A 24,225-nucleotide genomic window follows, 5' to 3' on the forward strand; every position below is an offset into this window, starting at 1 on the left:
TTATGGCTGAAAAACATTTTGTCGTACAGGGTGCAACTTGTGAATGTAAATTTAGTGTTGAACCCAAAACAGACAAATTAAAAGTTAAAACACATTCTAAGCATTATGCAAATGATAAAGATGGAAAGGAAAAACTCATTGGAACAGACAAAGAAATTGGTCAGACATTAGAAAAAAACACTTTCGGAAAATGTAAAATGCAACCCAACGGAAGTGGTGATTATCTGCCATGCCAAGCTTCGATTACAAAATGGAGTGGTTTATACGATAAGGTGACCTTGTCTAATCAAGGTAAAATATTACTTGAAGATAGTAAAGCCACTTGTCCTATAGGAGGTCCTGATTGTATCACAATCAAAGATCACGGACAAGTTGCAGAAGTTTCTGAAAAAAATGTAGAAAATACAGATAGCGAAATAAATGCTCAGATATTTCCTGGAATTGATCTGAGTAGCTTAGAAATAAAAAATATAGAACTGACAATTATAGATTAGTATTATGTCAAAATTTAAATTAAAAGTTAATCCTGGGATTGATGATGTTTACAATCCAGGTAATTCATTTATTAAAATTGAAGCCTCCAAATCTAAGTTAAATAGTAAGGGCGAAAAGGAAAATAGTAATCCTAATGTTAATGTTTTAATAGAAAATTGGAGTGAATTATCAGAGGCTGAAAAAAAAGAAACAGTCTGGATATGGAACTTATTGGAGAACAAATTATCATTTGTAGATGACGATTATAATAAATTTATTGGTAAAGGTTATTCCGGAGGAAATTTTAGTCTTCCTAAAGTTTACAGTGGAAACGGAATTGCTTGGTTAGAACCTTACATATATGGAGTTTCGTCTCCAACAGGGAATCCTAAAAATGGTCTTTTTGTATCGGGTAAATCAACGCCAAAAGTGGTAGGATACGAATGGAGGGAATATTTATCAGGCAATGATGGAGCCATCATTAAAGGTGATATCAAATATGGGGAAACTATACAACTTCACATCTATACAGAAGGCTTGTATGGAGATGAAATATTAATTGATCTTTATGATGTTCAGCTTCAAGATGAGGATTTGCCCCTCTTTGAAAAAGATAATGGGGTATATCAAAAAGTGCCTAGACCTAAAGAGGAGATTAATAAAAACAATGCCCCAATATCTAATAAAACATTAACAAGAGAAGTAAAGGTACACAATGATTTACCAGACCGTGTTATTGATTGTGATTTATATATCCTAAATGTTATAGATGAGAAAAAGAACAAAACAACAAGAAAATTAGTTCAAAAGTGTATTGTAGATATATATGTAGATCCTCTTTGGGCTTTTTTTGTAAATAAGGAAACAAATAATGCTCAAGGGACAGACAATTCTATTCAGATGAAAGCTTATATGTTTACGGCAATTAATAACCAATACTTAAAAATAAGCAATGCTGGCAACCAACCTCTTGTGAGAGTGTTAGGAAGGACATATGAAATCACTACTTTAGAGCCCGAAGGAAACAAAGTTTTAGTTACAGGTACAATAGAAACCTCTATTGCTAATTTTTTGCCATGCCGATTTAATAGAGCTGTTGGTAAATATTCAAGAGGAGAAGATACCGTTGAAATTGAAATCTATAATGTTCAAAACAATCTAAGCTTAACTAAATTAGTTTTTCCTCTGACAGCTGGTATAAAAGAATCCAGAAAAGATTTTTCAGTAGAATTAGAAGGATTAAAAACCAGCGAATGCATTTACTCTGAAGATCCAGTTAAAACCCACACAGGCCATGTAATAGATATTTCTAAAATTGAAAAATTAATTGAAAATGGTAAAGGGGAAAGAAGTAAAAAATGGAGGCTAGCAGAATATAAAAGTAATAGCCCAGATAAAGATAACCCAAATGTAGAAGTTGAAAACCATGGTTCTGATGACAGCACTTTTACAAATAATTTTAAATTTATAAATGGTATATCATCTATAAAATCACAAGCCTCTTTTAAAATTTTAGAAGACCACAAGCCTTTTGTTCTACAGCCTCCAACTGATGAGAAATTAGAATTGCAGGTAGGATATGACTTTACTCATGGAAAAACAGTCCCTCCATTAAATGGATTGCTGTCAACTTTATGGCCAAATAGTGAATATCTAGCACAAAAATACCCTGTTGCTTTGCGCACATGCTGCCCTAATTTGCCTTTAGATATTATGGTTTATCCAGATACTAAGTGGACATTGCAATTGGCATTTAACTACGATGGTGAAGAATTTAATAAGTTGCGTGAAATCTATCACGATAAATGGAAACTTAAGGAACTGGAAGCAAAAGCCGATCTGAAAAAATTAAAAGGACGTTCTAAGAATCTTAGTGATGATCAAAAAAAGAAACAAAAAATAAGAGAACAAGAGCGATTAAAAGCTAAAAAAGCGGCTGCTCAAGCTAAAAGAAAACAATCTTATAGAAGCCAAGCTTCGCACATGATGAGTAAAGTTACAAATCTGGGGCTAATTGATTGTGAGTTTTCGCTTATGTGCGAATTTGACCGTCCACATCATGCTTTAGAGCTATCATCGGGTATGCCTGAAATAACCGATTTCTTAAAAAAAATAGGTGACATTAAAGATTTGGTTGAAAGTATATGTAATGGAAAAAATGAAGAAACCACTCAGAATTCTCCTAAGGAAGACAAAAAAACAGCTAATAGATCAAAAAGATTACAAGAAAAATTAGAAAAAAGCAAAGCAACAAAAAAGAGTAATTGGAGTTTTGAGTTTATCCCTCCAAGTGTGGGAGTATCTGTAAGCTGGTACGCTGATCCTCCAAAAGATTTGTATACCCCAGTTATGGGAACCATGATAGAAGGAGCTATAGATCTTGATCCTCTTTTTGGGTTCGAAATTAAGTATGATGTTTATCAATTGTTATATAAAATCAATCATCCTGTAGTATTAGCAATTGTTGCAACATTAGATATTTTGGACGAAGCACTTGGAGATAATTTTGATATTAATCTTGACTTAATAATAACCTCTCAAATAAGTGGCGCACTTAAGGGAACTATAAATACCGCGGAAGGAAGTAAATATTCTGAAAGATTAATGAAAGATGATGATGATTCTCCTTGTAAATTAGAAGGAAAACTAGAAATAAATCTTAAAGGATATATTCAGGCTAATGCGACCTATAAAAATTTCGTTTTCGGAAATTATTCAATATATGGAGAATTAGAAGCTTCTATTATTACAGGAGTATCAATAGAAGGCGTCACTAAAGCAGATAAAGACGGAATCTATTTAGAACCAACCATAAAATTTGACGGTCTTGTTTTAAAAGGAAATGCGAATTTTGGAGCAGTGGAAGAGGATGGGGCGAAAGGAAGTAGTATTGAAGAATTAAAAGAACAAAGCGGTCTTCACTATGAGGGCGAAGGAAAAATTGTTGTATTAGACCCTTACGAATGGAAAACAGGTTGGAAATTACCTTTAATATCTTTATAAATGAAAAAAATAATTTTAGCAATAGTATTGAATATTAGTCTAATAAGTTGCAACTCACAAGAAAAAATAGATAAAACAATGAATACAGAAGAAAGGATATCTGCTATAACAGATAAAATAAAATATTTTGATTATCAGCCCATATATAGAATAAAAATAGAAACGACACTTAATTACGAAGTAACAATTAATGATCTGCCTGTTGCCAAAAAATTCAACAATGATGTAGGAACTCTTGTATTTCCTATTAATTATGCTCTCCTTAAAAGTGGTGAACAACAGTTACAAATAAAAATATATCCTTCTTATAGAGAAAAATACGTCCCTAATCCATTTTTTAATAATAATCCAAAATTCAACTTTCAAATTGAAAAAACTGCATGGGATAAAAATGGTAATCTAGAAGAACCTAAGATAGTTACAAACTATGAACTTCCTAACTATAAATTAGATAATAAGGGAGAATATGATTACAATAAGCCAATTGATTATAGCCGACAAAATATATTAATTGAAGATTTTAATTTTACAGCTACCATACCTTATGAATTGAAAGGTTGGTCTGATAGTGAGGATCTTAGTAAAATGGACCAAGAAGTTTTACACGAAAAAGTATTAGAATTCTGTAAAAAATTAGTTGACAAATATCAAGAGAAGGATTTTGACTATGTAAAGACAGAATATTTGAAAGCCGATACTGAATGGTACCAATCTGAATACCTAAAATTTGATGTTATAAAAAAATATCAAAATGCTATGAATAATAATAAAAATAAGTTCACAAACAATTTTATTCCCTTAAGTAAATATAAAATATTGCTTTATGGTAATAATAGAATAATTAGTATTGAAAGGACTGATATAGAAAATAAAGGAAAATCATTCTTTTTGCACGAAAAAATAGATCAAGAAGGAAATAAAAAAATAACATCACTCGATTTATATCTCCATATTCCAAAGGGCTCTAAGGAATTAGAAATTATACGTTAAAATGAAAATTATAAAGGTTGTCAGTCTGATTTCTTTTCTCAATATTTCTATCGACTTAAGGAAGGAGCTAAACTAAAAGTAATACGTTAGACATATGATTAAAGCATTAAGTGTTTTTGTAAGTTTTTCTTTTCTGATTTCTTGTGCGCAAGAAATCAGAAAAACAGATGTAATGAATCAGGTAAACATAAAAAAAGTAGCTAATATCTACAAAGAAATAAAAACTTATGATTATAATCCGAACTATACCCTGCACATGAATGCGGGAGGGCTTAGTTTTGAAGTTTTAATTAATGGGAATCCAATTTTTTCACATTATGATTCAGGAAATATAACAGGTTCTATTCCAATAAATCCATCTTTAATCAGTTCTGGGACACAGAAAATAAAAATTATAATTACTCCGGAAACAGATGAAAATTATAATACAAAATTATTAATTGACCCAAATGATGTGTCATTTGACATTACAATTGATTGCGGCGATTACGGCAAGGAAAAAGTAAAGGATTTTCATGAAGTCTTTAAATATAAAATGCCAAAACTTAAGGAGTCATTGCCTATCTACGAATTGAATTTAGAATTTGATGCGAAAGTTCCATACACTTTAAATGGCTGGACAAACAGCGTAGATCTATCTAAAGAGGATAAACAAAAGCTTTTAAAAGAGGTGGAAGCTTTTTATAATGAAATCATAAACGATTATAAAAATAGAGATATCAATAGATTAGCAGATAAATATTACAATCGAGTATTTGAATTGCAACAGGCAAGTTACGGGAATAAACGTAATGATATTCAAGCTATAATTGACAATTGGATAATAGATGCGAATGATGACAAACCCTTTATATTTGATCAATACCAAATGAAATTTTATGGTGAAGGAAAAATGGTCGCGCTTGTTAAAACTGATAAATATTATAAGAATTTTTCATCACTGATGAGAGAAGATAAAGAAGGGAACTATTCTTGTTACGACTTAATTTTACATCGTCCGATGGAAGGAGCCCCTTTGGAAGTAATACGATAAAAAATGAGAAAATTAATAGCCCTTTTCGCTGCATTATTTCTATTAGGTTGTAGCTATAGTAAAAAAGAAGAAATAGAATATTATAGAATCTTTGATATTTATAGAAACAATAAAGAATCTTTTAGATTTGGAGCACATTATTTTATACAAAAAATATATGATGCAGATTACCACTTTACCAAAAAAGGAAATAAGTTAAGTTTTGATTATCCACAAAAAATGCAAATAGATATGGATAAGCTAAAAAGCCTTTCCAATAAAAGAGTTGATATCAATTCTAACGTCTTATCAGATAGCATTTATTTTAAAGGCATTGAGGATGGGAAGTTTAAAATTAAATTTATTAATATTTATACGGATGAAGAGGACAAAAGAGTAACAATAGAATTTGAAAAAATTTCAAAGCAAGAATACGATGCTGATATCGAAAGTTCAAAAGCAATAACTAATCAAAATCATAAGAAGTAATGCATAATCAGCATTCATCTTTAATAAACTCAAAAAGTCGAACAACTTAACACAAAACTTTTAAAAAGAACAAAATCGTTCAAAATACAAACTGAAATGTTTTAAAAAGAAAAGAAGAAATCTTTTAATTTGAAAGAAAAAACTAAAAAAAAATAAAGTAAAATGATGTTTTTTGACTGAATTTTTTTGAATTACGTTATTATTACCAATTTTAAATAAAATTAGCATGCTGAATAATTACAAAGCACTTAATATGAGGAATTTGATTTTTATTATTATAATATTAAATTGTATTGTTTCTTTTGGTCAGAAAAAGAAATCTAATAAAATGCTGGTACCGCCAAAAATCCTAAAAATTGAAGAGGAACCTATTCCTGAAGAAAAATGCTTCATTTATAAATTTGAAGTGCCAAAAGATTCATTAATTTTTGAATCTACTAATTTGTTAGAATATGGTTGGAGTGGAGAAAATGCGAGAATTGTAATAAAAACAGTGCAGTATGACCCAATTAAAGAGAAAAAAGCAAAAGAAGAAGGATATGATTTAATATGGAAAAGAACTCTTCAATATATTAATGGAAAATTTAAAATTGAAAAAAACATCTTAACTTTTACACCTGAAAAACTTAATGCGTATAAAATTCAAACTTTCAAATTGATTTATAAAACTAAGTCTAAAGATCTTGACTATTTAATAGATGAAAATGACAAAAAATATATTGTTGGAAAGTGTTCAGAACCAACAATAGAGATGTAAATTATAGGTAGTTTTGATGACCAAATTATTATATGGATAAGATTTAACGATAAGTTCAAGTCACAGAAAATTTTACTTGTTAAATAGGATTTAAGTGTTGTTAATTATGTATTTAGACAACGACGGCACAGGTTTATAATCTGTGCCTGCAAAGAAAATCAGAAAAAGATAAAAACAAAAAAAGCTCCAGATTTCTCTGAAGCTTTTTTTTCTTAGTAGCCTCAACGGGACAATTTTCGAACCATTTTGTAGATGATTTAAAAAATATAAATTTCACTCATTATTAATTTTTTACTTAAATTTAACGTTGCTATGGCGTTGAATTTTGATTTGGATTTATCTGGAAATAATTTGTTTTGTTAAATAAAGTCCTCTTCTAAAATGCTTAAAATTTCGTCAATATTACTAGATACTTTACAATTGAATGTTTGATCAAGTTTTCTTTGACTGATAACGGTTTTTAATTCTTTTTCTGTAAAGAAGTAGTCGAAATAAGGAAGTGCAGATGAAGTGTGTAAAAAGTCAAATGTATCATTTCCATCCTTATATTTACGATTTTTATTCCATCTTGCTACGGCATTCATTTCAGGGAAAATTGTGAAAGAAGGTAGCTCGCTTGTAATCTTTTTTAGTTTTGACAAATTGTAAATCATATTTTTCCAACTTTTATGATTAAAATTTTGTTTTTCCTCATCAGAAATAATGTTTCCAGTTTTTTCACAGTAATATTCTTGAAAGTAAGTACTTAGATCATTTTCAAATAAATCCAAATAACCGCCAAGTTCTGATAAGAACATTTCGTGAAAAGATTTGTTTTGATCTTTATATTTCTCCTTCTCGGAGTTAAGTAAAACTATATCATCTTTGTGATAAAATGGTTTAAAGTTAGAGGTTTTATCGAGCTGTACTAGAATTTCTTCGAAAGAAATTTTACTAAGAAAGGTAATAAAATCTTCAAAAAGCAAATTAGGTTCGTATTTCAAAAAAATAGGGTAGATGATAGTTAATGATAGTTTTGTCCAAACTATTTCTTGCAAATTATCAAATTCTTCACCAGTATTTATTTTTATGAATTGTAAAAATTCCAATTTTTGCCTTTCTTTTTCACTTGTAATAGATATTCCTTTTGATAGTTTATCTATAATTACAGCAGACCTATTCAGTGATGATCGATCTTTCTGTTTTAAAATTTCCCAAAAATTATATTCACTAATTGGAATAATAGCTTTATTAGTAATTACAAGTTTTGTTAATAGATTAAGAAGAACTATGTCTTTCTCTGATTTACAGTCTGTCAAGCGAAGCCAGTAATTGGTATCCAAGTAAATTTTCTTATTTCCAGAAATGGATTGACTAATTTCTTTTTGTATCTTTTTCAAATATCTAGAAGTCATAGTTATACTTATTTTTTTACTTTATAGAATTAATTGTCAGCCAAATTAGCCTGCTATATGAAAGCTATCTTTAAGCCTGTCAAAATATATGCACATTTGCCCACTTTGATAGGTACTCTAAATCATTAAAAGTACGTATTCTAATAGAACAACAAGGGATTCAGCATCATCTTAGAGAAAGAAAAGCATTCAGATCGATAATGAGTTTTTTGAAGATTTTTGTAGTATTATTGCATACGAATTTTAATTTAAAATATTAAAAATAAGTTAGTAGTAGCATTTTTAAAGTTGCAATTATCTAGATATACTTATGCTTAATTCTTTCAGGATTTAACTCGAATAGTTTTGGAGGTAAGATAATAATTTTTAATGCCGTAATAATGATATATGAAAAAACGAGAGGATATATATTTAAAACTAGTAGAGTTATATGGTGAACAATGTTATATATGTGGTAGGAATGATGTACCATTATTTATTGAACATCTTATTCCACAATCTGTCGGAGGACTATCAAATTTATCAAATTTAAGATTAATTTGTGCAGCTGATAACACTGCAAAATCTAATAAGCATTTTCGAGAAACAGAATTGGTAAACTTCCTACTTGAACTTACAATTGGAAGTAGAACTTTTAGGAATTCGAAGGCAGAAATTTTAATGCCAGATTCTCAGCTTCGAGGGGATATATCTACTGAAAGGAAAAAGGGAAAATATTGGGAAGAATTATTGATCGAAGTAAAGACAATGCCCACATTTACTGAACAACGATTAAAAGATATAATAATTCAATTAAAATTGTATCAATCAAAAAAGCCAAATGCAAAAATTGTTTTTGCTTTTCCTGGTGTTTTACCTGAACAGGACAATGAAGCAATTCAAAAAGAAAATATTGAGATTTGGGATATTCCATATATAAGCAAAACTTTTGCAAACGAAATTTCTAATTCGAATCATTCAATATTAAAAGCAATCTTTTCAAGCAAAAATTATCTTGCCTTTCATGATGAACTAGTAAATGATCTTAACAAGATTCGAAAGGGTAAAATTGATTGGTTAAAGTATCAAAAGCATGTTGGAAAAATACTAGAATATTTGTTTGGAGATGTTCTTTCTTCTCCAATTACCGAACTTTCTGATCATTTTAAAATAAACAGAAGAGATTTTATCTTGAGGAATTATGCCGAATTAGGGTTTTGGTCACAAATAAGAAATAGGTACTACGCTGATTTTATTGTTGTAGATGCCAAAAATTATTCAAAAAAAGTAACTAAAAAAGAAATTTTACAAATTTCAAACTATTTGAAAGTTCATGGTTCTGGGCTATTTGGTTTGATTTTATCACGAAATGGCGGAGATCGAAGCGCCTATTATACCTGTAGAGAGGTTTGGGCAATGGAAAAAAAAATGATTTTAGTATTGGACGATGTTGATATAGAAAAAATGATTATGTCAAAATATTCTAGTAATAATCCTGAAGAGATTTTAAGGCAAAAAATCGAGGAATTTAGATTGTCAATGTAAAAAAAAGAAGTATAAACACTATGTTACATGTTACGTTAAGAATTAGCTTTCAAAGTTAGTCACTCAATTGTTTTAAATTCTCTTTTAAAAGATTTAGAAAGGTCGAATTTCTGCTGTACGCATCTTCAATAAATGCTTCGAAAGACATAACATACAATCCAACAGGAATACTTTCGTGAGGCTTGTTTTCATCTAAAATTATTGGATGTTCCTTGTAAAATACACTGTCATTAGAATATAATCTAGTGTATTTGTCCTCTAAAAGAGAAATTTTAAATTCACTGTCAAAATCTACAACTCCATAAAACCAGATTCTTTGAATTTTGTCTCCATAGTATTTTAGTAACTTTCTTGCTCTTTGGCGTAGTTGGCTTACTACTTCTTCTTTTTTAGCTAATTTCAGATTTGTCTTTTTTAATTCAACAATTACGACATCGACTTTTTTAGAGTTGTCTGGATTGTCGGAAAAGACAATTGCGATATCAGGTCTGCTATCATCTTTTGAGGTTTCTTCTTCTTCAATTGAAAGATGATTTAATAGATCAGTCATTTTTAAGTCACTCAAAATGGTGGTGTAAGACATGTATTTATCGTCGAGTAGCCAAGCATTATTAGTGAAAAGATCATTATGAAATTCATCTTTTGAAAATGATTTTCTCATGGGAATAATTATATTATGGATATCCGACTCGCTACTATTTTTGTCAATTAATCTTAATTTATTGATTATAACATTTCTATATAATACATATTCTGTAAGAACTCTGGAAGATATCTCTAGCGACTTTTCATACTGCTCGTTTGTTAAGGATGAAGCCTCCAGAATTTCTTTTTGATCATTAAAAAACTTCTTTTGAGCAATTTCTAATGCTTGATTTCTATCAATCAAACCAACAACTTTATCATTGAAATAGCCTTGTAAGTGTGGGAATTTATCCTCTAATTTAATTTTTGTACTTGTATTTCTCTCATTTATTTGTGGAATTTTGTTATTAAAAATTTCGATTACTCTTTCACTAAATTTTCTTTTTACAATTTTTAACTCTTCATCTTTTAAAGTTAATTCTTGTCTTGATGAGTTAACTTTTCCCTTGAACAAATTGGAATACATAAGAAATACAATTTCATAGCCACTGGGAATTCCCCCTTTTGAAATTATATCAATCGGTATTGTCCTTCCATCGACACAAATTGCAGTGATAATTGAATTTTCTGATGAGTTTTCTTTTACAGAGTAGTAAAGGTTAAGTTTTTCAAACATATCTAATTCAGGAGCTTCAATAATTTCTTCTTCCAAATCTGCAATGTCGTTTACATCAATTGTTTGCGAGTCTGAATAAAAATTGTGTTTCACATTGGATTCCTGAGTTTCTACTTTAATTGAAATTTTTAATTCTTCGTTTAATATTTTCTTGTTATAAAGAAGAGGGAAAAAATGCATAAGAATTGACTTTTTTATTTCTTTTGGTTTTAAAAAGTCATATGATTTTATACGATCTAGCTTATAACCACTAAATATTAAGATTGTATTTTTGCTATCATTTTTGCTTTTCGTGATTTGGGATATACCTTTGAATTTATTATTGAATGTAAATTTTCTTAAATTATTCTCAAAAACGCTTTCTACTTCTATTTCTTTAAAATACTTTAAATAAACTAATCTTCCAACACCTTTATGGTCTTCTTCTTCAACTTCTAGAAGTGAGGAGAACTTATTAAAATTCCTTTGTGTAAATCCCTCACCATCATCAGTAATTTTTATTGTAAAAGTTTCAACTGCGGAAAATGATTTAATATTAATGTCAATGCTAATTAAAGTAGCTTTTGCATCTATAGCATTAGCAATTGCTTCAAAGTAAACCATTTCCAAAGATGGATTTGGAAAAAATAAAGAAGCGGCATTTGTAATATTTATATTCATTTTTGGTATGTTTAAAAGAGTAGACATTACAAATATAATAGTAAAAGACTCGTTTTAAATAATACTCAAAAAAAAACTTTTCTATAATGATGTAAGAATTAGCCTAGGTTATGAATGTGTTTTAGTGCCTAATTCTCTTTTTTTTCGAAGTATAATTAAAAAAAAATCGGAAGTAAGGATTCAAAAATATCGGATCTTACAAATTTCACGTTGTAATCAATCATTTTAATGATATAGATTTGTAAAGTGGATTTGCAGGAGTTAATGGTATTTGACAAAATTAAGTTACAAAAATTTGTTTGTTTTGATATTATAGCACTATTTGTAACTTAAAAAAAAAACAGAAGAACTGTAAAAAAAAATCTGCAATTGAAAGCTATGACAAATGGGATATTCACAATGCCGAAAAAGGATAGAAATATCAAAAAAAATCCTTGCTTTTTATTCTAAAAAATCTATATTTTACGCTGATAAAGCTGTTTTAATATTGTGTTATTTATCTTGTTTACAGTGTTTTAAGTGTCGTATGGAAAAATCATCAAATTTTTCGAGTTGTTAAAAACTACGTCCGATTGTGAATAAGTTTGACTTTTAAATTCTTCAGAATTTAACAATCTTTGTAGTAGAATGAAACGAAAAAAAAATGAGCCTAAAGACCTAGAAAGTCTATGGCTCAAATTTAGATTTGTTACTTTGTCGTTACTTATGTTTGGTAGACTTGCGTACGACTTTGTAAAATTATTTATCGAAAGATAGAATAATGTATTTTAGAAGCCGCTGATGTTGAAAAACTGAAGCGGTTTTCTTTTACAAATATATGTCCGTGCACACCAATTACCAAATTTTTTTTTGCAGAAATGCGTACTTTTTATACACAATCGAAAAGCCAATAGTTAATAACTTAATCTCGAAAGGTGATTGTAAGTGATTGAAATACAAGCTAATGAATTTGGTTTGATGGTGATTATTGGAGTGATAGGAGTTTATATGTTACAATTTCAAAAGTATTTTGTTTGAGCAAAAGTGCGTACTTTTAATCCAAAGTAGGTATTTCGTAATTGAAATCAAAATTCTTCAGAATTTGTTTCATTCTTATAAATGTAATTAATGGCACTTCGTACAATTTTATTCGATAGTTTAAGTTCTGATGCAATTGTTTTATGAATTCCTGAGGGGATTGGTTGTTCCATAATCAGTCTCTTTCTTATTTTTTCAATTGTAACTTTATCTAACCTTTTTTTAGGTGTCTGTTCAATTATATCTGTACCTTTCTTAGTTACATATTCTATTTTAATTTTATTTCTATCAACTTCACGTTTTAAAATTGTAGAATAACTAGAAATTTGTGTATTTGTTCCTGCTAATGTTATTTTAAATTTAGAATCATTTTGATTTACTCTGTTTGTTAATATTTTACTGAACATACAAAATTCATCTCCTGCCCAGAACTCAAAATTATTATCAAAAATTGACGGCTGTCCTTTTAAAATTTCAACTATAACTATACTTTTTACTTCTTTTTCCTTTTCTACTTTTGAAACAGAAAAATTGTTTTTTATTTTATCGCGTAATTTAGTTTGGAGTATTTCCGAAAAAGTTTTAAAATTTTCAAAACAATCATTTAAATATGCTTCATCTACAGAGATTTTACTTAGTTGACAATTAAACTTTTTACGATAATGTTCATCAGTTCTTCCTAATCTGTGAACTAAAAGATGTCTTCTTTGATGGTATTCTTCCATTTTAGTCAATCCTGGAGAGATATCAGCAAGATTAATTTGAAAATTGTCTTTATAATATTTAATTATTATGTTAAATCCGCCACTGCTTAGCTTTCTTGTTTCTTTATTAATTATTTTGTCAAATATGTCGGCTGGAGAATTCATTGACAATAGTTCCGCTTGCGAGAATTCGGGTTTAGAATGTTGTTTTTTAAAGGGCTCTTTTGTTACCAGAAAAATATCACGTACTTGATCCACCAAATAAACTTCTAATGCAGAAACAAATCTAACAAAAATAACTTCGGATAAGTTTTTTTGATTTTCACTTATGCCTTTTCCTTTACTTTTATAGTAAGAAGGGGGTTTTTCAAAGAATCCTACGTTAGCCATTTCGTCCTTATTTTTTCGGCATTTAAAAAGTAATAAGTCGGTTTGTTCATAAGCATATAATGTTGCTTTGTAGAATTTATATAGGATGTGTAATTCTTTCGTGAATTGATTGAATGAACTCATACTTACAATTGTTTATTACACAAAAATATATAAATTGAAGCCAAATAAATAGCTCTAGATATACTCAGATGGCTACAATGAATTTACAAGGTTGTAATTGAAGTGAAGAAAGATAATTGCCTTACTGAAAATTTGTTTTGTAAGTGTAAACCGGCTGTAAAGTACCTTTATTTCATAATTTACTGTAATTCTAGTTTAGAATATTTAATTGTTATATCTTTTTAAAGTATCATAGTTAATGATAAGTTAGATTGATATTTCCAAGATTAAACTTGTATGTTTGTATAGGTGGAATAGTTGAAGTCTAAATATTTATTTTGATAAAAATGTAAATAATTAATATGTTTAGAAAATATATGGATTTTATTACAATTACGAATGCAGCATATTTCTTTATTTTTCTTGGAGGAGTTGCTGCAATTGTCCTGTCGATAAAGCAAGCTCAAGGTGCTGAAGATGATAAAAAAGAAATCATTGAGAAGCAAGAAAAAAAAATTATTGAACTTGATAGCGCCTTAAAGGAAAAAATTAAATTTATTGAAAGTTATATCTCGGGAGGTGATGCATATCCACAGTTAGATTTAATTGCGTTAAGTAAAGTAAGTAAAATAGATCAAATGTCTTTTCAATTGGTTAATAACTTTGATTTGCCAGTGTATGACATCAAAGTTGAAGTGTATAATTTTGATAAGATGAAATCAAAAATAATTAATGGAGGAAGGAAAGATTATAGCATTAGTCAATCGGATTATACTAATTGCCTACTTTTTCGCGACGCTTTATCTACAATGACTCCTCACAGTATCAAAGGAGGTATATTTATAACCCAAGTACAAGAAGGGAATTTTTACTCAAAGTTATTTACACGAAATAAAATGCTAGTCCAAAAAATTACCATTTATTATTTTAATAGAATTTTTCATATAGGAATGGCTGTGTATGAAGATGGAAGTCCCAAAAAGTTTGATAGAATTTATAGCTTAGAGTCTACGCCAGAAGTAAAAAAAATATTAGACGAAAGATTGGACTTAATGCCAGATACTTTAAATATTATTTAGCATTCAGAATCTTCTTCTTTAATTCTAAGGAAAGCGTGACTTTCGATGATTATAATTTAGAAATTGTTTTTACAACATAAAGGGACTAAATAGTCCCTTTTTTTAATTCATTATTCCATTTTTTTTTAATTAAGTAGAGAGTTATTCATTAAAACTTTTCAGCAGTTCTTTATCGATTCGTTTCAAATAATAAGCTATTCCCTTCACCATCATTTTTTTTAATTCTATTTTAATTTTTGCACCCTTAAAAGTTTTAAAACCCCTTAGCAAGAAGTCTTCTTTTCTTTTTCTTTTTAAATTGTTTCGAAACATAGTCAGTTATTTTTTCCCCACGAAGTAAAATATCCGCTAGATTTTCGTTTATATAATCTTTTAAAATCATATTTTGAAAGTGCTCTGAACTTGTAGGGATAGAGTTTTGATGCTTTTTTTCAAATGCAAGAATATTTAAAGCACAGCTTCTCTGAATTCCTTTTGCACTGAATTCCTTTCCCAGATCGCTTCCGTTAAAAACGGATCTGGTTTTGTGGTCAACGTAAGTTACTCCGTAGAGCTGTCCTTCTTTGCTTTTTCTTAGTATCATGTGAATGCTTTCTCCTTCCAGCACTTTTGATAATTTTTCAAGAGAAATTATATTCTCACGATAGAAAGCCAGATTTATGGCATTTCTTACATATTTTTTACGAGACTCTTTATCTGTTTCATTAGTTTTAAACTTTCCTTCCAGAAATTTTAAGGTAGGTCTACTGTAGAATTCGCTGGCTTTTATCGGGACGCCTATTGGTTTTGAATTCTTATCAAGTATCTTGTAAAGCAGTCCGTTATTTTTGAAAACTCTCGAATCCTCGCTTCCTCTGTCAGCATGAACATTATAGAGGTTTAAAACAGCATTGAGTTCAGGTAGGCTTGAATATTTATAGTCAAACAGCACCTGATTTAAAACTGAATTGATCGCCTTTCTGGACTCTGCTTTTCCGTATTGGACTCTGCCGATATCTATCGGATTTAACGAAAATTGTTCTTTCTGACTTCTTCCTTCGGCTTTTACAAGTCCGAACATTTCTTCAATTTCTTTTCGGGCAGGTTCTGATTTTCTGATTCCCAGTAAATGCAGATCGATTCTTTTTCCATCTCTCTGAATGTTGTTTGTCACGATATGGCAGTGCGGATGTCCCGCATCATGGTGCTGATAGACCAAATAGGGCTGTTTCCCAAAACCTATTTTTTCCATATAAGTGCCCGCAATTTCAATCAGCTTTTCTTTGGAATGATTCTCCGAAGGATCAAAATTGAGCGATATGTGGACGCTGTTCCGCTTCGCATTTTCATTGAGAGAAGACAGTTTTAATAAACGGTTCAGCTTCTGGGTAAAGCTTAATTTCTCTAATTCTAGAGGATAGTTCACGGCACAGATGCACTCAGCCACTCCTTCCTTGACTTTATTTTCGTTATAGTTCAGAATGCCTCTTATGGACGAGCTTGTTTTTATGACTGCAACCATTTTTCTGCTATTTTCTGGGTGTGACCTGAAACCTCCTCCATTTTATCAAAAAGTCTTTCTCTTTGGATTTCGAACAGATAAAGATGTCCTTTGAATTCAGGAACTGTTTTGAGCGTATTTATCTTTCTGGCAATCTGGTTGATGTTGTTGCCAATTGCACGAAGTTCTGAACATAGCACTACAGTTTCTTCCATTAAATCATCTAATGACTGGTTGCGGTAAGTGCTTGTGATCGGTCTGCTGAATAAGCTTTTTCGAACGTAGTCGCTCAGTTTTCTGCAGGTACTAGCCTTGAACAGGCTTTCAATTTTTGCATACTCTTTCTCTGTCAGGCGCAGGGTAATCCTGCGTGATCTGTTTGAATTTTCTCTTTCCATCATTTTTCCTTTTCATTGTTTTCAAACTCTTTACTTTTAAGATTCTCCACCGCCGAGTTTCGAGGCACAAGGTGGCAAGATAGGCGGTTGTCAGACAACCGTACATCTTGCTGATTGCAGGAACGTGGCAATCTTTGAGGATTTTTAAAAGCAGGCTTCTAATTTAGAAAAAATATTTGAATGTATCATGTGTAAAATATGGTCATGATGGCCGTAGAATGTTACAATGAAATATTTAAAAAAGAAAAAAGAAAAAAAGAAAGCAGTCTTCTATTGGACGCTCAGACAGTTGAAGTGCTATAAGTCCCGAAGGGCATTTTTTGAGGAACGAAGAAAAATGTTATGCGCACTTCTCTGGCTGTGTCCAATACCTTGCTTTGCTTTTTTTATTTAAAAATAATTTAAGACATAAAAGTGACTTATACCTCTGATAGTTTTCCTGTGTATACTATAATAAATTATATGTTAATTTCGATGTTTTGGAGAAAAAAGATGAATTTAAGGAAAAGCGTTAAGGCTGTTTATCTTTTTTATGTATGATTATGAGATTTGTTTTTACTGATCAATAAAAAGATAAATATGTACTAAAAAAAAGAATATTTTTAAGATAACTGAATTAGGAAATCTACTTGCTTTAATATATAAAACACCTTATCGAAGCTTAAAAAAATAATTTTGATTATTACGGTAATTCGTAACGGCTGTTTGTTTTTTTTATGTAGTATTGTAAATATAAGATATATTAAAATATATCTTTTTATTCGTTAATATTATTAGCTATAGAGAAGGTTATTACATAGTATGTAAAAGAATCTCAGAAATGAAAAAGAAAATTTTTCATTTATAAATTAAATTATATTTCATAAAACACAAGATACTTAAATGAATTTAGAACAATATATTGAAAGTGTAAATGCCAAATATAATCTTGGTAACTCAACTGAACATACTTTTAGAGGTTTGCTTGAGCAACTTATAGAAAGTATAGTTCCTGAAGTAAAAGCAACAAACGAGCCGAAGAGGATAAAATGTGGCGCCCCAGATTATATTATTACTAGAAAAGAAATTGAAGTTGGTTATATTGAAGCCAAAGATATTGGTGATAAAGATCTGTCTGGTACAAAAAAAACAGGAAATAAAGAACAATTTGACCGTTACAAATTGGCTTTACCTAATATCATATTTACTGATTATTTAGATTTTCATTTATATATTGAAGGAGTTTTTATCACTAATGTTAAAATTGCAGAAATTCAGAATGGAAAAGTAATTGCTTTACCTCAGAATTTTGTAACATTTATTAATGTATTAAAAGACTTTTGTTCATTTATTGGACAAACTATCAAGAGTTCGAAAAAGCTAGCTGAAATGATGGCTGGTAAAGCCCGTCTTCTTTCTGATGTCATTGAATTAGCACTAACTAATGACGAAAATAATAGCGAAGACAGTACTTTGAAGGATCAAATGGAAGCTTTTAAAGATATTTTGATTCACGATATTACACCAAAAGGTTTTGCAGACGTATACGCTCAAACTATTGCATACGGAATGTTTGCTGCGCGATTACACGACCCTACGTTGCCCACTTTTTCAAGACATGAAGCATCTGAATTAATTCCGAAATCAAATCCATTTTTACGAAAATTATTTGGTTACATTGCTGGACCAGATATTGACGACAGAATTAAGTGGATCGTAGACAGTTTAGTGGAAATTTTCTTGGCTTGTAACGTTGCAGAAATTTTGAAAAATTATGGAAAATCAACAAAAATGGAAGATCCAATTATCCATTTTTATGAAACTTTTTTGAGCGAATACGACTCCAAACTTCGAAAAGCTCGTGGTGTTTGGTACACTCCAAAACCAGTTGTAAATTTTATAGTTCGTGCAGTTGACGAAATTCTGAAAACAGAATTTGATTTGCAACAAGGCTTAGCGGACAATAGTAAGACAAAAATTAAAGTAAATGTTCAGGCAACGGATAAAAGATACAAAGATAATATTAGAACAGCCGAAGAAGAAGTACACAAAGTTCAAATTCTTGACCCAGCAACCGGAACAGGAACTTTTCTTGCTGAAGTGGTAAAGCATATTCACGCAAAGTTTAAAGGACAACAAGGTGTTTGGAGTAATTATGTAGAAACACATCTATTGCCTCGTTTAAATGGTTTTGAGTTGCTTATGGCGAGTTATGCAATGGCACATTTACAAATGGATTTATTGTTAACAGAAACAGGGTTTAAACCAAATAAAGATCAACGTTTCAAAATATACTTAACCAACAGTCTAGAGGAAAGTCATCCTGATACAGGAACTTTATTTGCTAATTGGTTAAGTAGCGAAGCTAACGAAGCAAATTTCATAAAACGTGATACGCCAGTCATGTGTATTGTTGGAAATCCACCTTATAGCGGCGAAAGCAAAAATAAAGGTAAATGGATTACACAATTAATGGAGGATTACAAAAAAGAGCCAGGTGGGCAAGAAAAATTAAAAGAACAGAACTCAAAATTTATAAATGACGATTATGTAAAATTCCTACGTTATGGGCAACATTTTATTGAACGAAATGGTGAAGGAGTCATGGCTTTCATCAATCCACACGGTTTTTTAGACAATCCAACATTTAGAGGAATGCGTTGGAATTTATTAAAAACTTATGACAAAATTTATACTATAGATCTACATGGAAATAACAAGAAAAAAGAAACTTCCCCTGATGGTTCTGTAGATGTAAATGTTTTTGATATTGAGCAAGGTGTCTCAATTAATATATTTATAAAAACTGGAAAGAAAAGAGCAAACGAATTGGGTAGAGTTTTTCATTATGATTTATTTGGAAAAAGAGATTTTAAATACGACTTCCTTTCTGAAAATTCTTTGAAATCTATTGAGTTTAAAAACTTTATTCCGTTTAAAAATGATTTTCTTTTTAAAAATATTGATGAAAAAAGGTTTACTGAATATAATAAAGGAATAAATCCGACAAAATTATTTAAAATAAACGTTATGGGTTTTCAGACGCACAGGGATGACTTTTGTATCAGTTTGGATAAAAATGAGATATTTAAAAGAGCTGAAGTATTAAGAAATAAAAATATTTCAAACGAAGAAATCTACTTGAAATATGGGATTAAGGATAACAGAGATTGGAAACTTGCTAAAGCTAGAATAGACATTCAAAGTGATTTAAATTGGGATAAAAAAATTATTGATTGCGGTTACAGACCATTTGACGACCGACCTTGTTATTTTAGCAGTGTAATGATGGACTATCCAAGAAAAGAATTAATTACAAATGTTTTATCTAAAGAAAATATACTGTTAGGAATTGGTAGACAGGGATTAGCAATTGGAGATATTGAATGGTGTCTAACAACAGTTTCTAAAAATCCTGTTGATGCTAATATGTTTCGCCGAGGTGGTGTAAATCTTTTTCCCTTATATCTTTATCCAGAAAGTAGCGGACAGCTTTCAACAGAATTAAATACAGAACGAATTCCAAATTTAAATGCTGACATTGTAAACGAAATTGCAAAGATTTTAGGTCTAAAATTTACAAATGAAAAAGAACAAAATACAATTAGTTTTTCACCAATTGACATTTTAGATTATATATATGCAGTTTTACATTCGCCAAAATACAGAGCTAAATATAAAGATTTTTTAAAAACAGATTTTCCTAAAATTCCATATCCAAAAAATATCAAATTTTTCTGGGAATTGGTGGCATTGGGTTCACAAATTAGACAAATTCATTTATTAGAAAGTCCAAAAGTTGAAGATTTTATAACGGAGTTTAATATTTCTGGCGATTGTGTTGTAAGTAAACCTCACTATAAGGACGGAAAGATATTTATAAATGAAATACAATATTTTGAAAATGTTCCAGAAATTGCATGGAACTTTTATATAGGGGGGTATCAGCCAGCACAAAAATGGCTAAAAGACAGAAAGGACAGAAAGCTTGAATTTGATGAAATTACACATTATCAAAAAGTAATTACTGCATTATCGGAAACTAATAAAATAATGGGAGAAATTAACAAAATCGAAATAGATTAGAGAGAATGATTTTGCAGTACAACGATAATTTCATTTGAATTTAAGAGTTATGAAGATCATATTACTGACATTTTAAAAACTAACCTTATATGAGCCGATTGTGCAATTGAATTTAAAAATGATTTCAAAAAAAAGAGACTAAAAGTCTCTTTTTTTTTTGAATTAAAATATCTTTTATAAATAGCTTATTTATTTAATTAATTGTTCGAGCCTTTTCATCATTTCATCTTTTTCTTTCAACATTCGCTCGTATAAAGCGATTTTCTCATCATACAGTTGAACAATCTTATCAACAGGATTAAATGAAGGTTGATAACTAAATCCAGATGCAACTGCATTATCCTTAAAGTCTTGGAATGAGTAGGTATTTGCAATAACATTTATAGCCTGTTCCTCATCAAAATTCTGAAAAGCTTCAACAGGAATTTTTAGAGAATTTGAAATCTGCTTAAGCAGACTATCTTCAATAACGTCCTTCTGTTCCAGCATAGAAATCTTCTTCTGATTCCAGTCTTCCCCCAGATCATAAGCAAGTGCTTCCTGTTTGATGCCAAGCATTTCCCTAAAACGTTTAACGTTTCTTCCCTGATGAATTTTCTGTTCCATAATGAGTGTTAGTTTTCTGAAGGCTCAAAGATAAAGCCATTTGGATTAAAAAGTCTGAAAACCAAAGATAGAAAAATATCCTGTAAAATATCCCTTTTGTCAGATATTATATCCGATTTCTGAATAGTTTATCCTTTTGAAAGGCAGGAACTTCGCTTTTGAATTCTAAATATTTCCGCTATGAAAAAGAATAAATTATCCTTTGGAACTAATTTTTGGTCAGCTTACGAGGCAGGAAATCCATATGATGCCCTTCATGCTTTTTTTGACTTTTCACATCTTGACGAGTATAAGCAGACTTTAAACGATTTAGTGATGCACAGCTACAGGAGGGAGATTTGCAGACAGCATAGCCCGTGCCATGTCTTTGTCATTTATACCGCTTTAAGCTCTTTTTTAAAAGTCTGCCACTGCCTCAAAAGAAAAAGCAGAAAATGGCTTGCGAAAGGCTCGGACGACTATACTTCACTAGTCCATTTAGCTTCTTTAAGTAAAGCAGAGTATAAAAATCCTTTTAAAGCATTTCAAAATGCATTTGAAGAGAAATCGCTGGATCAGTTTGAATCCTTCCTCTGTGAAATCGTGCACCTTTCATTGTCTCCCCACGCAGAAGAATCGGATTATGACATTATCACTCCTTATGTGCACTTAGTGAAAATGCTCGATGCAGGACAGCTTATCATGGAAAGAGGCATAGAAAAGATTAAAAAAGAGAAACAGAGAGAGGATATTTTATCCCCTGCCGAGTAGATAACCGCAATATCAATTTCAAAAAATAAACAATATGAAAACTTTAGAAAAACTTACTTTTCCAAAACTCGAAAACGAGTATCTGGAAAACATATTAAGAGAACTTGCGGGTAAATATAATATCGTGCAGATGTTTTTTACAAGAGAACAATTCTCGGTATTTTCAAAACTTATAATCAATATTGAGAGCAGTATAGATGCGCAGAAACATCAGCATGCCAAATGGGTTAGAAAAGTTAAAGAACACCTTCACATAGATGTATTATTTATTTTTACTTCAAAAATTAGACATCACTATTCTCTGGGTGATCCGTTCAAAGCATTTTACTGCCGTGAGTCTGCGGTTATCTACCAGAATAATGAATTTGCAGATTCTGCTTTTAAAACGGTGGAATGGAAGAAATTCAAGAAGAGATTTAATGAATTTGAAAACAATTTCCATCATGATCATCAGCTTCATAAATGGCAGATTAAAAATCTCATTTCAGAAGGCTCTTCCAACAGTGTTTTTACATCTTACAGCAGGCTTATTGAATATGATCTCCAATGGCTGGAAGAATTATATATAGGAAATAGATCAGACTCTGCCGATCTGAATGAAAGGATAAATAATCTTATCCGATACATTCCAGTAATCCAAAAATACTTTATAAAAACTACTAAAGGAGGGTATTATCTTATTGATCTTTTTGAGCAGGCAAAAGAAGCTTCCAGCGATGAGGAAGCGATGTACAGAAATGAAATGTTTAATGCTGTGGGAAATGCTGAAGAAAGTTTGTACGGGCTTATCGGGGATAGATTTAATGAGTTTAGAAAACTGATAAAGAAAGGATATGCGCTGAAGCAGGAAGTTTTATGTGATGCAGAGCCTAAAGATAAAGTTCTTGAAACCGCTGTCCAGACTATTTTAGATTCAGCTGATGCAGAACAGATTTATTTCTATAATAAGGCTGTAAACCATTCAAAAACTGCTTATTATCTTCTGATAATTGGTGATAGTCTGGGGAATGAAAAATTAAAATCAATCACTAATACCATAAAAAGCAGGACAGAAGGCAGATCTTCTTTTGTTCTGATCAGCCACAGTCGTTGCTGGATACAGAATAATCTCTATGAATACCAGAATTTCTTTCAAAAGATAATAAAGGAAGATTTTCTGATCTATTCATCAAACATGAATCATCCAGATTTTCACTGGGAATCTCCCCACAGACCATATCATGGCGACATCGACTTTTATTACAGATGGACAGAACAGAGTTTCCGCCAGTTTTCTATGATCGCCAATAATGCTGATGGCAATTACTGCGGGCTGACCACCATTTTCTCATTGTTTTTCATGTCATTCTGCAGAACCTACATTTTTGCAAAAACGCATTATATGCCAAATTATCTGCCAAGCCAGACCTTATGGGAGCTTTGCATTTATGCCGAACCTGATATGATAAAAAACAGTTATTTGACGGAACAGTTCTGGACTGGCTTTTTCCCTTTCTTGGATAGAAACAGGGCTGTGTTCAACTGGTCATCAAGACTGGCTACGGAAGAAATTAATCAAATGAAAGTAATTGCGGAGAAACTTATGGATGAACTCAGTCTTGCAGTTGTTGAAGGCGGGCTTGTGAAAAAAATTGAACAGAATGATTCGGCAAATTAATTTAAGGATAAAGATTATGGATACAGATGAAATTATGAAACTGGAAAGAATCGGAATGTTAAGCAATAGACTGCTTAATACTTTAAAACCAGCACAGGATAAAAGAGGCATGTATAATGCAGAGATCAGAATATATGATTATTGCGAACTTCTTTCAATTATAAGAAACCTGATGAAGCTCTGCATAATTGCTTTGGACAACGACAGCGCGGAAGTTCCGCCTACGGTTCTAAACCAGAATATTGATGTAGGGCTTATATTGGGAGTAACGCTTCAGCTGTTCCCGATCGATGAATTTGAGCTTATAAACGAAATAAGTTATTTATGTAAGGATTTGAAAGATGAAGGCAATGCAGATTCCAATTCATGAGTTGCGTTTTAATGTACATATTATGTCCATGACATTGACAGAA

Annotated in this window: 18 protein-coding genes; 12 read left to right on the forward strand and 6 right to left on the reverse strand. The window is 30.5% G+C overall.

All coding sequences use genetic code 11. The features are described from left to right. The first annotated feature begins 2 nt into the window (after positions 1–2). From ACE01P_RS12105 to ACE01P_RS12130, 6 genes are all read left to right on the forward strand, one after another. Positions 3–494 carry a DUF4280 domain-containing protein gene (locus tag ACE01P_RS12105; RefSeq protein WP_379697992.1) on the forward strand — a complete coding sequence of 164 codons (492 nt, stop codon included), beginning with the start codon at positions 3–5 and terminating at the stop codon, positions 492–494. 4 nt (positions 495–498) lie between these two features. Continuing rightward, a complete protein-coding gene (locus tag ACE01P_RS12110) occupies positions 499–3,477 on the forward strand; it encodes a hypothetical protein (protein WP_379697995.1) in 2,979 nt (992 codons plus the stop codon). Further along, positions 3,478–4,467, forward strand: coding sequence for a hypothetical protein (locus ACE01P_RS12115; RefSeq protein WP_379697997.1), 990 nt, complete (start codon positions 3,478–3,480; stop codon positions 4,465–4,467). 94 nt (positions 4,468–4,561) lie between these two features. Next, a complete protein-coding gene (locus ACE01P_RS12120) occupies positions 4,562–5,500 on the forward strand; it encodes a hypothetical protein (protein ID WP_379698000.1) in 939 nt (312 codons plus the stop codon). A 3-nt stretch (positions 5,501–5,503) separates the two neighbouring features. Next, positions 5,504–5,968, forward strand: coding sequence for a hypothetical protein (locus ACE01P_RS12125; protein ID WP_379698002.1), 465 nt, complete (start codon positions 5,504–5,506; stop codon positions 5,966–5,968). Between the two features lie 226 nt (positions 5,969–6,194). After that, the gene (locus ACE01P_RS12130) at positions 6,195–6,725 is read left to right on the forward strand and encodes a hypothetical protein (RefSeq protein WP_379698005.1); all 531 of its coding nucleotides are present in this window, start codon (positions 6,195–6,197) and stop codon (positions 6,723–6,725) included. A 359-nt stretch (positions 6,726–7,084) separates the two neighbouring features. On the opposite strand, the gene ACE01P_RS12135 is transcribed toward ACE01P_RS12130, so the two are convergent. Beyond that, entirely contained in the window at positions 7,085–8,119 is a 1,035-nt protein-coding gene (locus tag ACE01P_RS12135; RefSeq protein WP_379698007.1) for a hypothetical protein, read from the reverse strand. A gap of 387 nt (positions 8,120–8,506) precedes the next feature. Here ACE01P_RS12135 and ACE01P_RS12140 point away from each other — a divergent pair, with 387 nt between their 5' ends. Next, positions 8,507–9,643, forward strand: a complete 1,137-nt coding sequence (locus tag ACE01P_RS12140) for an HNH endonuclease (protein WP_379698010.1) — start codon at positions 8,507–8,509, stop codon at positions 9,641–9,643. 55 nt (positions 9,644–9,698) lie between these two features. Here ACE01P_RS12140 and ACE01P_RS12145 read toward each other — a convergent pair whose 3' ends face one another. Both ACE01P_RS12145 and ACE01P_RS12150 read right to left on the reverse strand, forming a co-directional pair. Then, a complete protein-coding gene (locus ACE01P_RS12145) occupies positions 9,699–11,564 on the reverse strand; it encodes an ATP-binding protein (RefSeq protein WP_379698013.1) in 1,866 nt (621 codons plus the stop codon). 1,064 nt (positions 11,565–12,628) lie between these two features. Then, positions 12,629–13,675 carry a hypothetical protein gene (locus tag ACE01P_RS12150; RefSeq protein WP_379698015.1) on the reverse strand — a complete coding sequence of 349 codons (1,047 nt, stop codon included), beginning with the start codon at positions 13,673–13,675 and terminating at the stop codon, positions 12,629–12,631. Positions 13,676–14,154: 479 nt separating this feature from the next. Here ACE01P_RS12150 and ACE01P_RS12155 point away from each other — a divergent pair, with 479 nt between their 5' ends. Then, on the forward strand, positions 14,155–14,856 hold the full coding sequence (locus ACE01P_RS12155; RefSeq protein WP_379698018.1) for a hypothetical protein: 702 nt from the start codon (positions 14,155–14,157) through the stop codon (positions 14,854–14,856). 253 nt (positions 14,857–15,109) lie between these two features. Here ACE01P_RS12155 and ACE01P_RS12160 read toward each other — a convergent pair whose 3' ends face one another. Then, positions 15,110–16,357, reverse strand: coding sequence for a relaxase/mobilization nuclease domain-containing protein (locus ACE01P_RS12160; protein WP_379698021.1), 1,248 nt, complete (start codon positions 16,355–16,357; stop codon positions 15,110–15,112). Beyond that, entirely contained in the window at positions 16,342–16,737 is a 396-nt protein-coding gene (gene mobC / locus ACE01P_RS12165) for a plasmid mobilization relaxosome protein MobC (RefSeq protein ID WP_379698024.1), read from the reverse strand. Before mobC ends, ACE01P_RS12160 begins: the two co-directional genes overlap by 16 nt. Positions 16,738–17,616: 879 nt before the next feature. Between mobC and ACE01P_RS12170 the strand changes: the two genes are divergently transcribed. Then, a complete protein-coding gene (locus ACE01P_RS12170) occupies positions 17,617–20,799 on the forward strand; it encodes a type ISP restriction/modification enzyme (RefSeq protein WP_379698027.1) in 3,183 nt (1,060 codons plus the stop codon). A gap of 189 nt (positions 20,800–20,988) precedes the next feature. Here the strand turns inward: ACE01P_RS12170 and ACE01P_RS12175 are convergent, their stop codons facing one another. Further along, on the reverse strand, positions 20,989–21,405 hold the full coding sequence (locus tag ACE01P_RS12175; RefSeq protein ID WP_379698029.1) for a helix-turn-helix domain-containing protein: 417 nt from the start codon (positions 21,403–21,405) through the stop codon (positions 20,989–20,991). Between the two features lie 180 nt (positions 21,406–21,585). Here ACE01P_RS12175 and ACE01P_RS12180 point away from each other — a divergent pair, with 180 nt between their 5' ends. From ACE01P_RS12180 to ACE01P_RS12190, 3 genes are read left to right on the forward strand one after another with little or no spacing between them, the layout of a single operon-like run. Further along, entirely contained in the window at positions 21,586–22,155 is a 570-nt protein-coding gene (locus tag ACE01P_RS12180) for a hypothetical protein (protein ID WP_379698031.1), read from the forward strand. A gap of 34 nt (positions 22,156–22,189) precedes the next feature. After that, a complete protein-coding gene (locus tag ACE01P_RS12185) occupies positions 22,190–23,812 on the forward strand; it encodes a hypothetical protein (RefSeq protein WP_379698034.1) in 1,623 nt (540 codons plus the stop codon). Continuing rightward, complete coding sequence (locus ACE01P_RS12190; protein WP_379698037.1) at positions 23,796–24,182, forward strand: hypothetical protein; 387 nt, start codon at positions 23,796–23,798, stop codon at positions 24,180–24,182. The genes ACE01P_RS12185 and ACE01P_RS12190 overlap by 17 nt, the downstream gene beginning before the upstream one ends. The last annotated feature ends 43 nt before the right edge of the window (positions 24,183–24,225 follow it).

This window comes from Flavobacterium sp. HJSW_4 (genome assembly GCF_042436695.1).
GTDB lineage: Bacteria > Bacteroidota > Bacteroidia > Flavobacteriales > Flavobacteriaceae > Flavobacterium.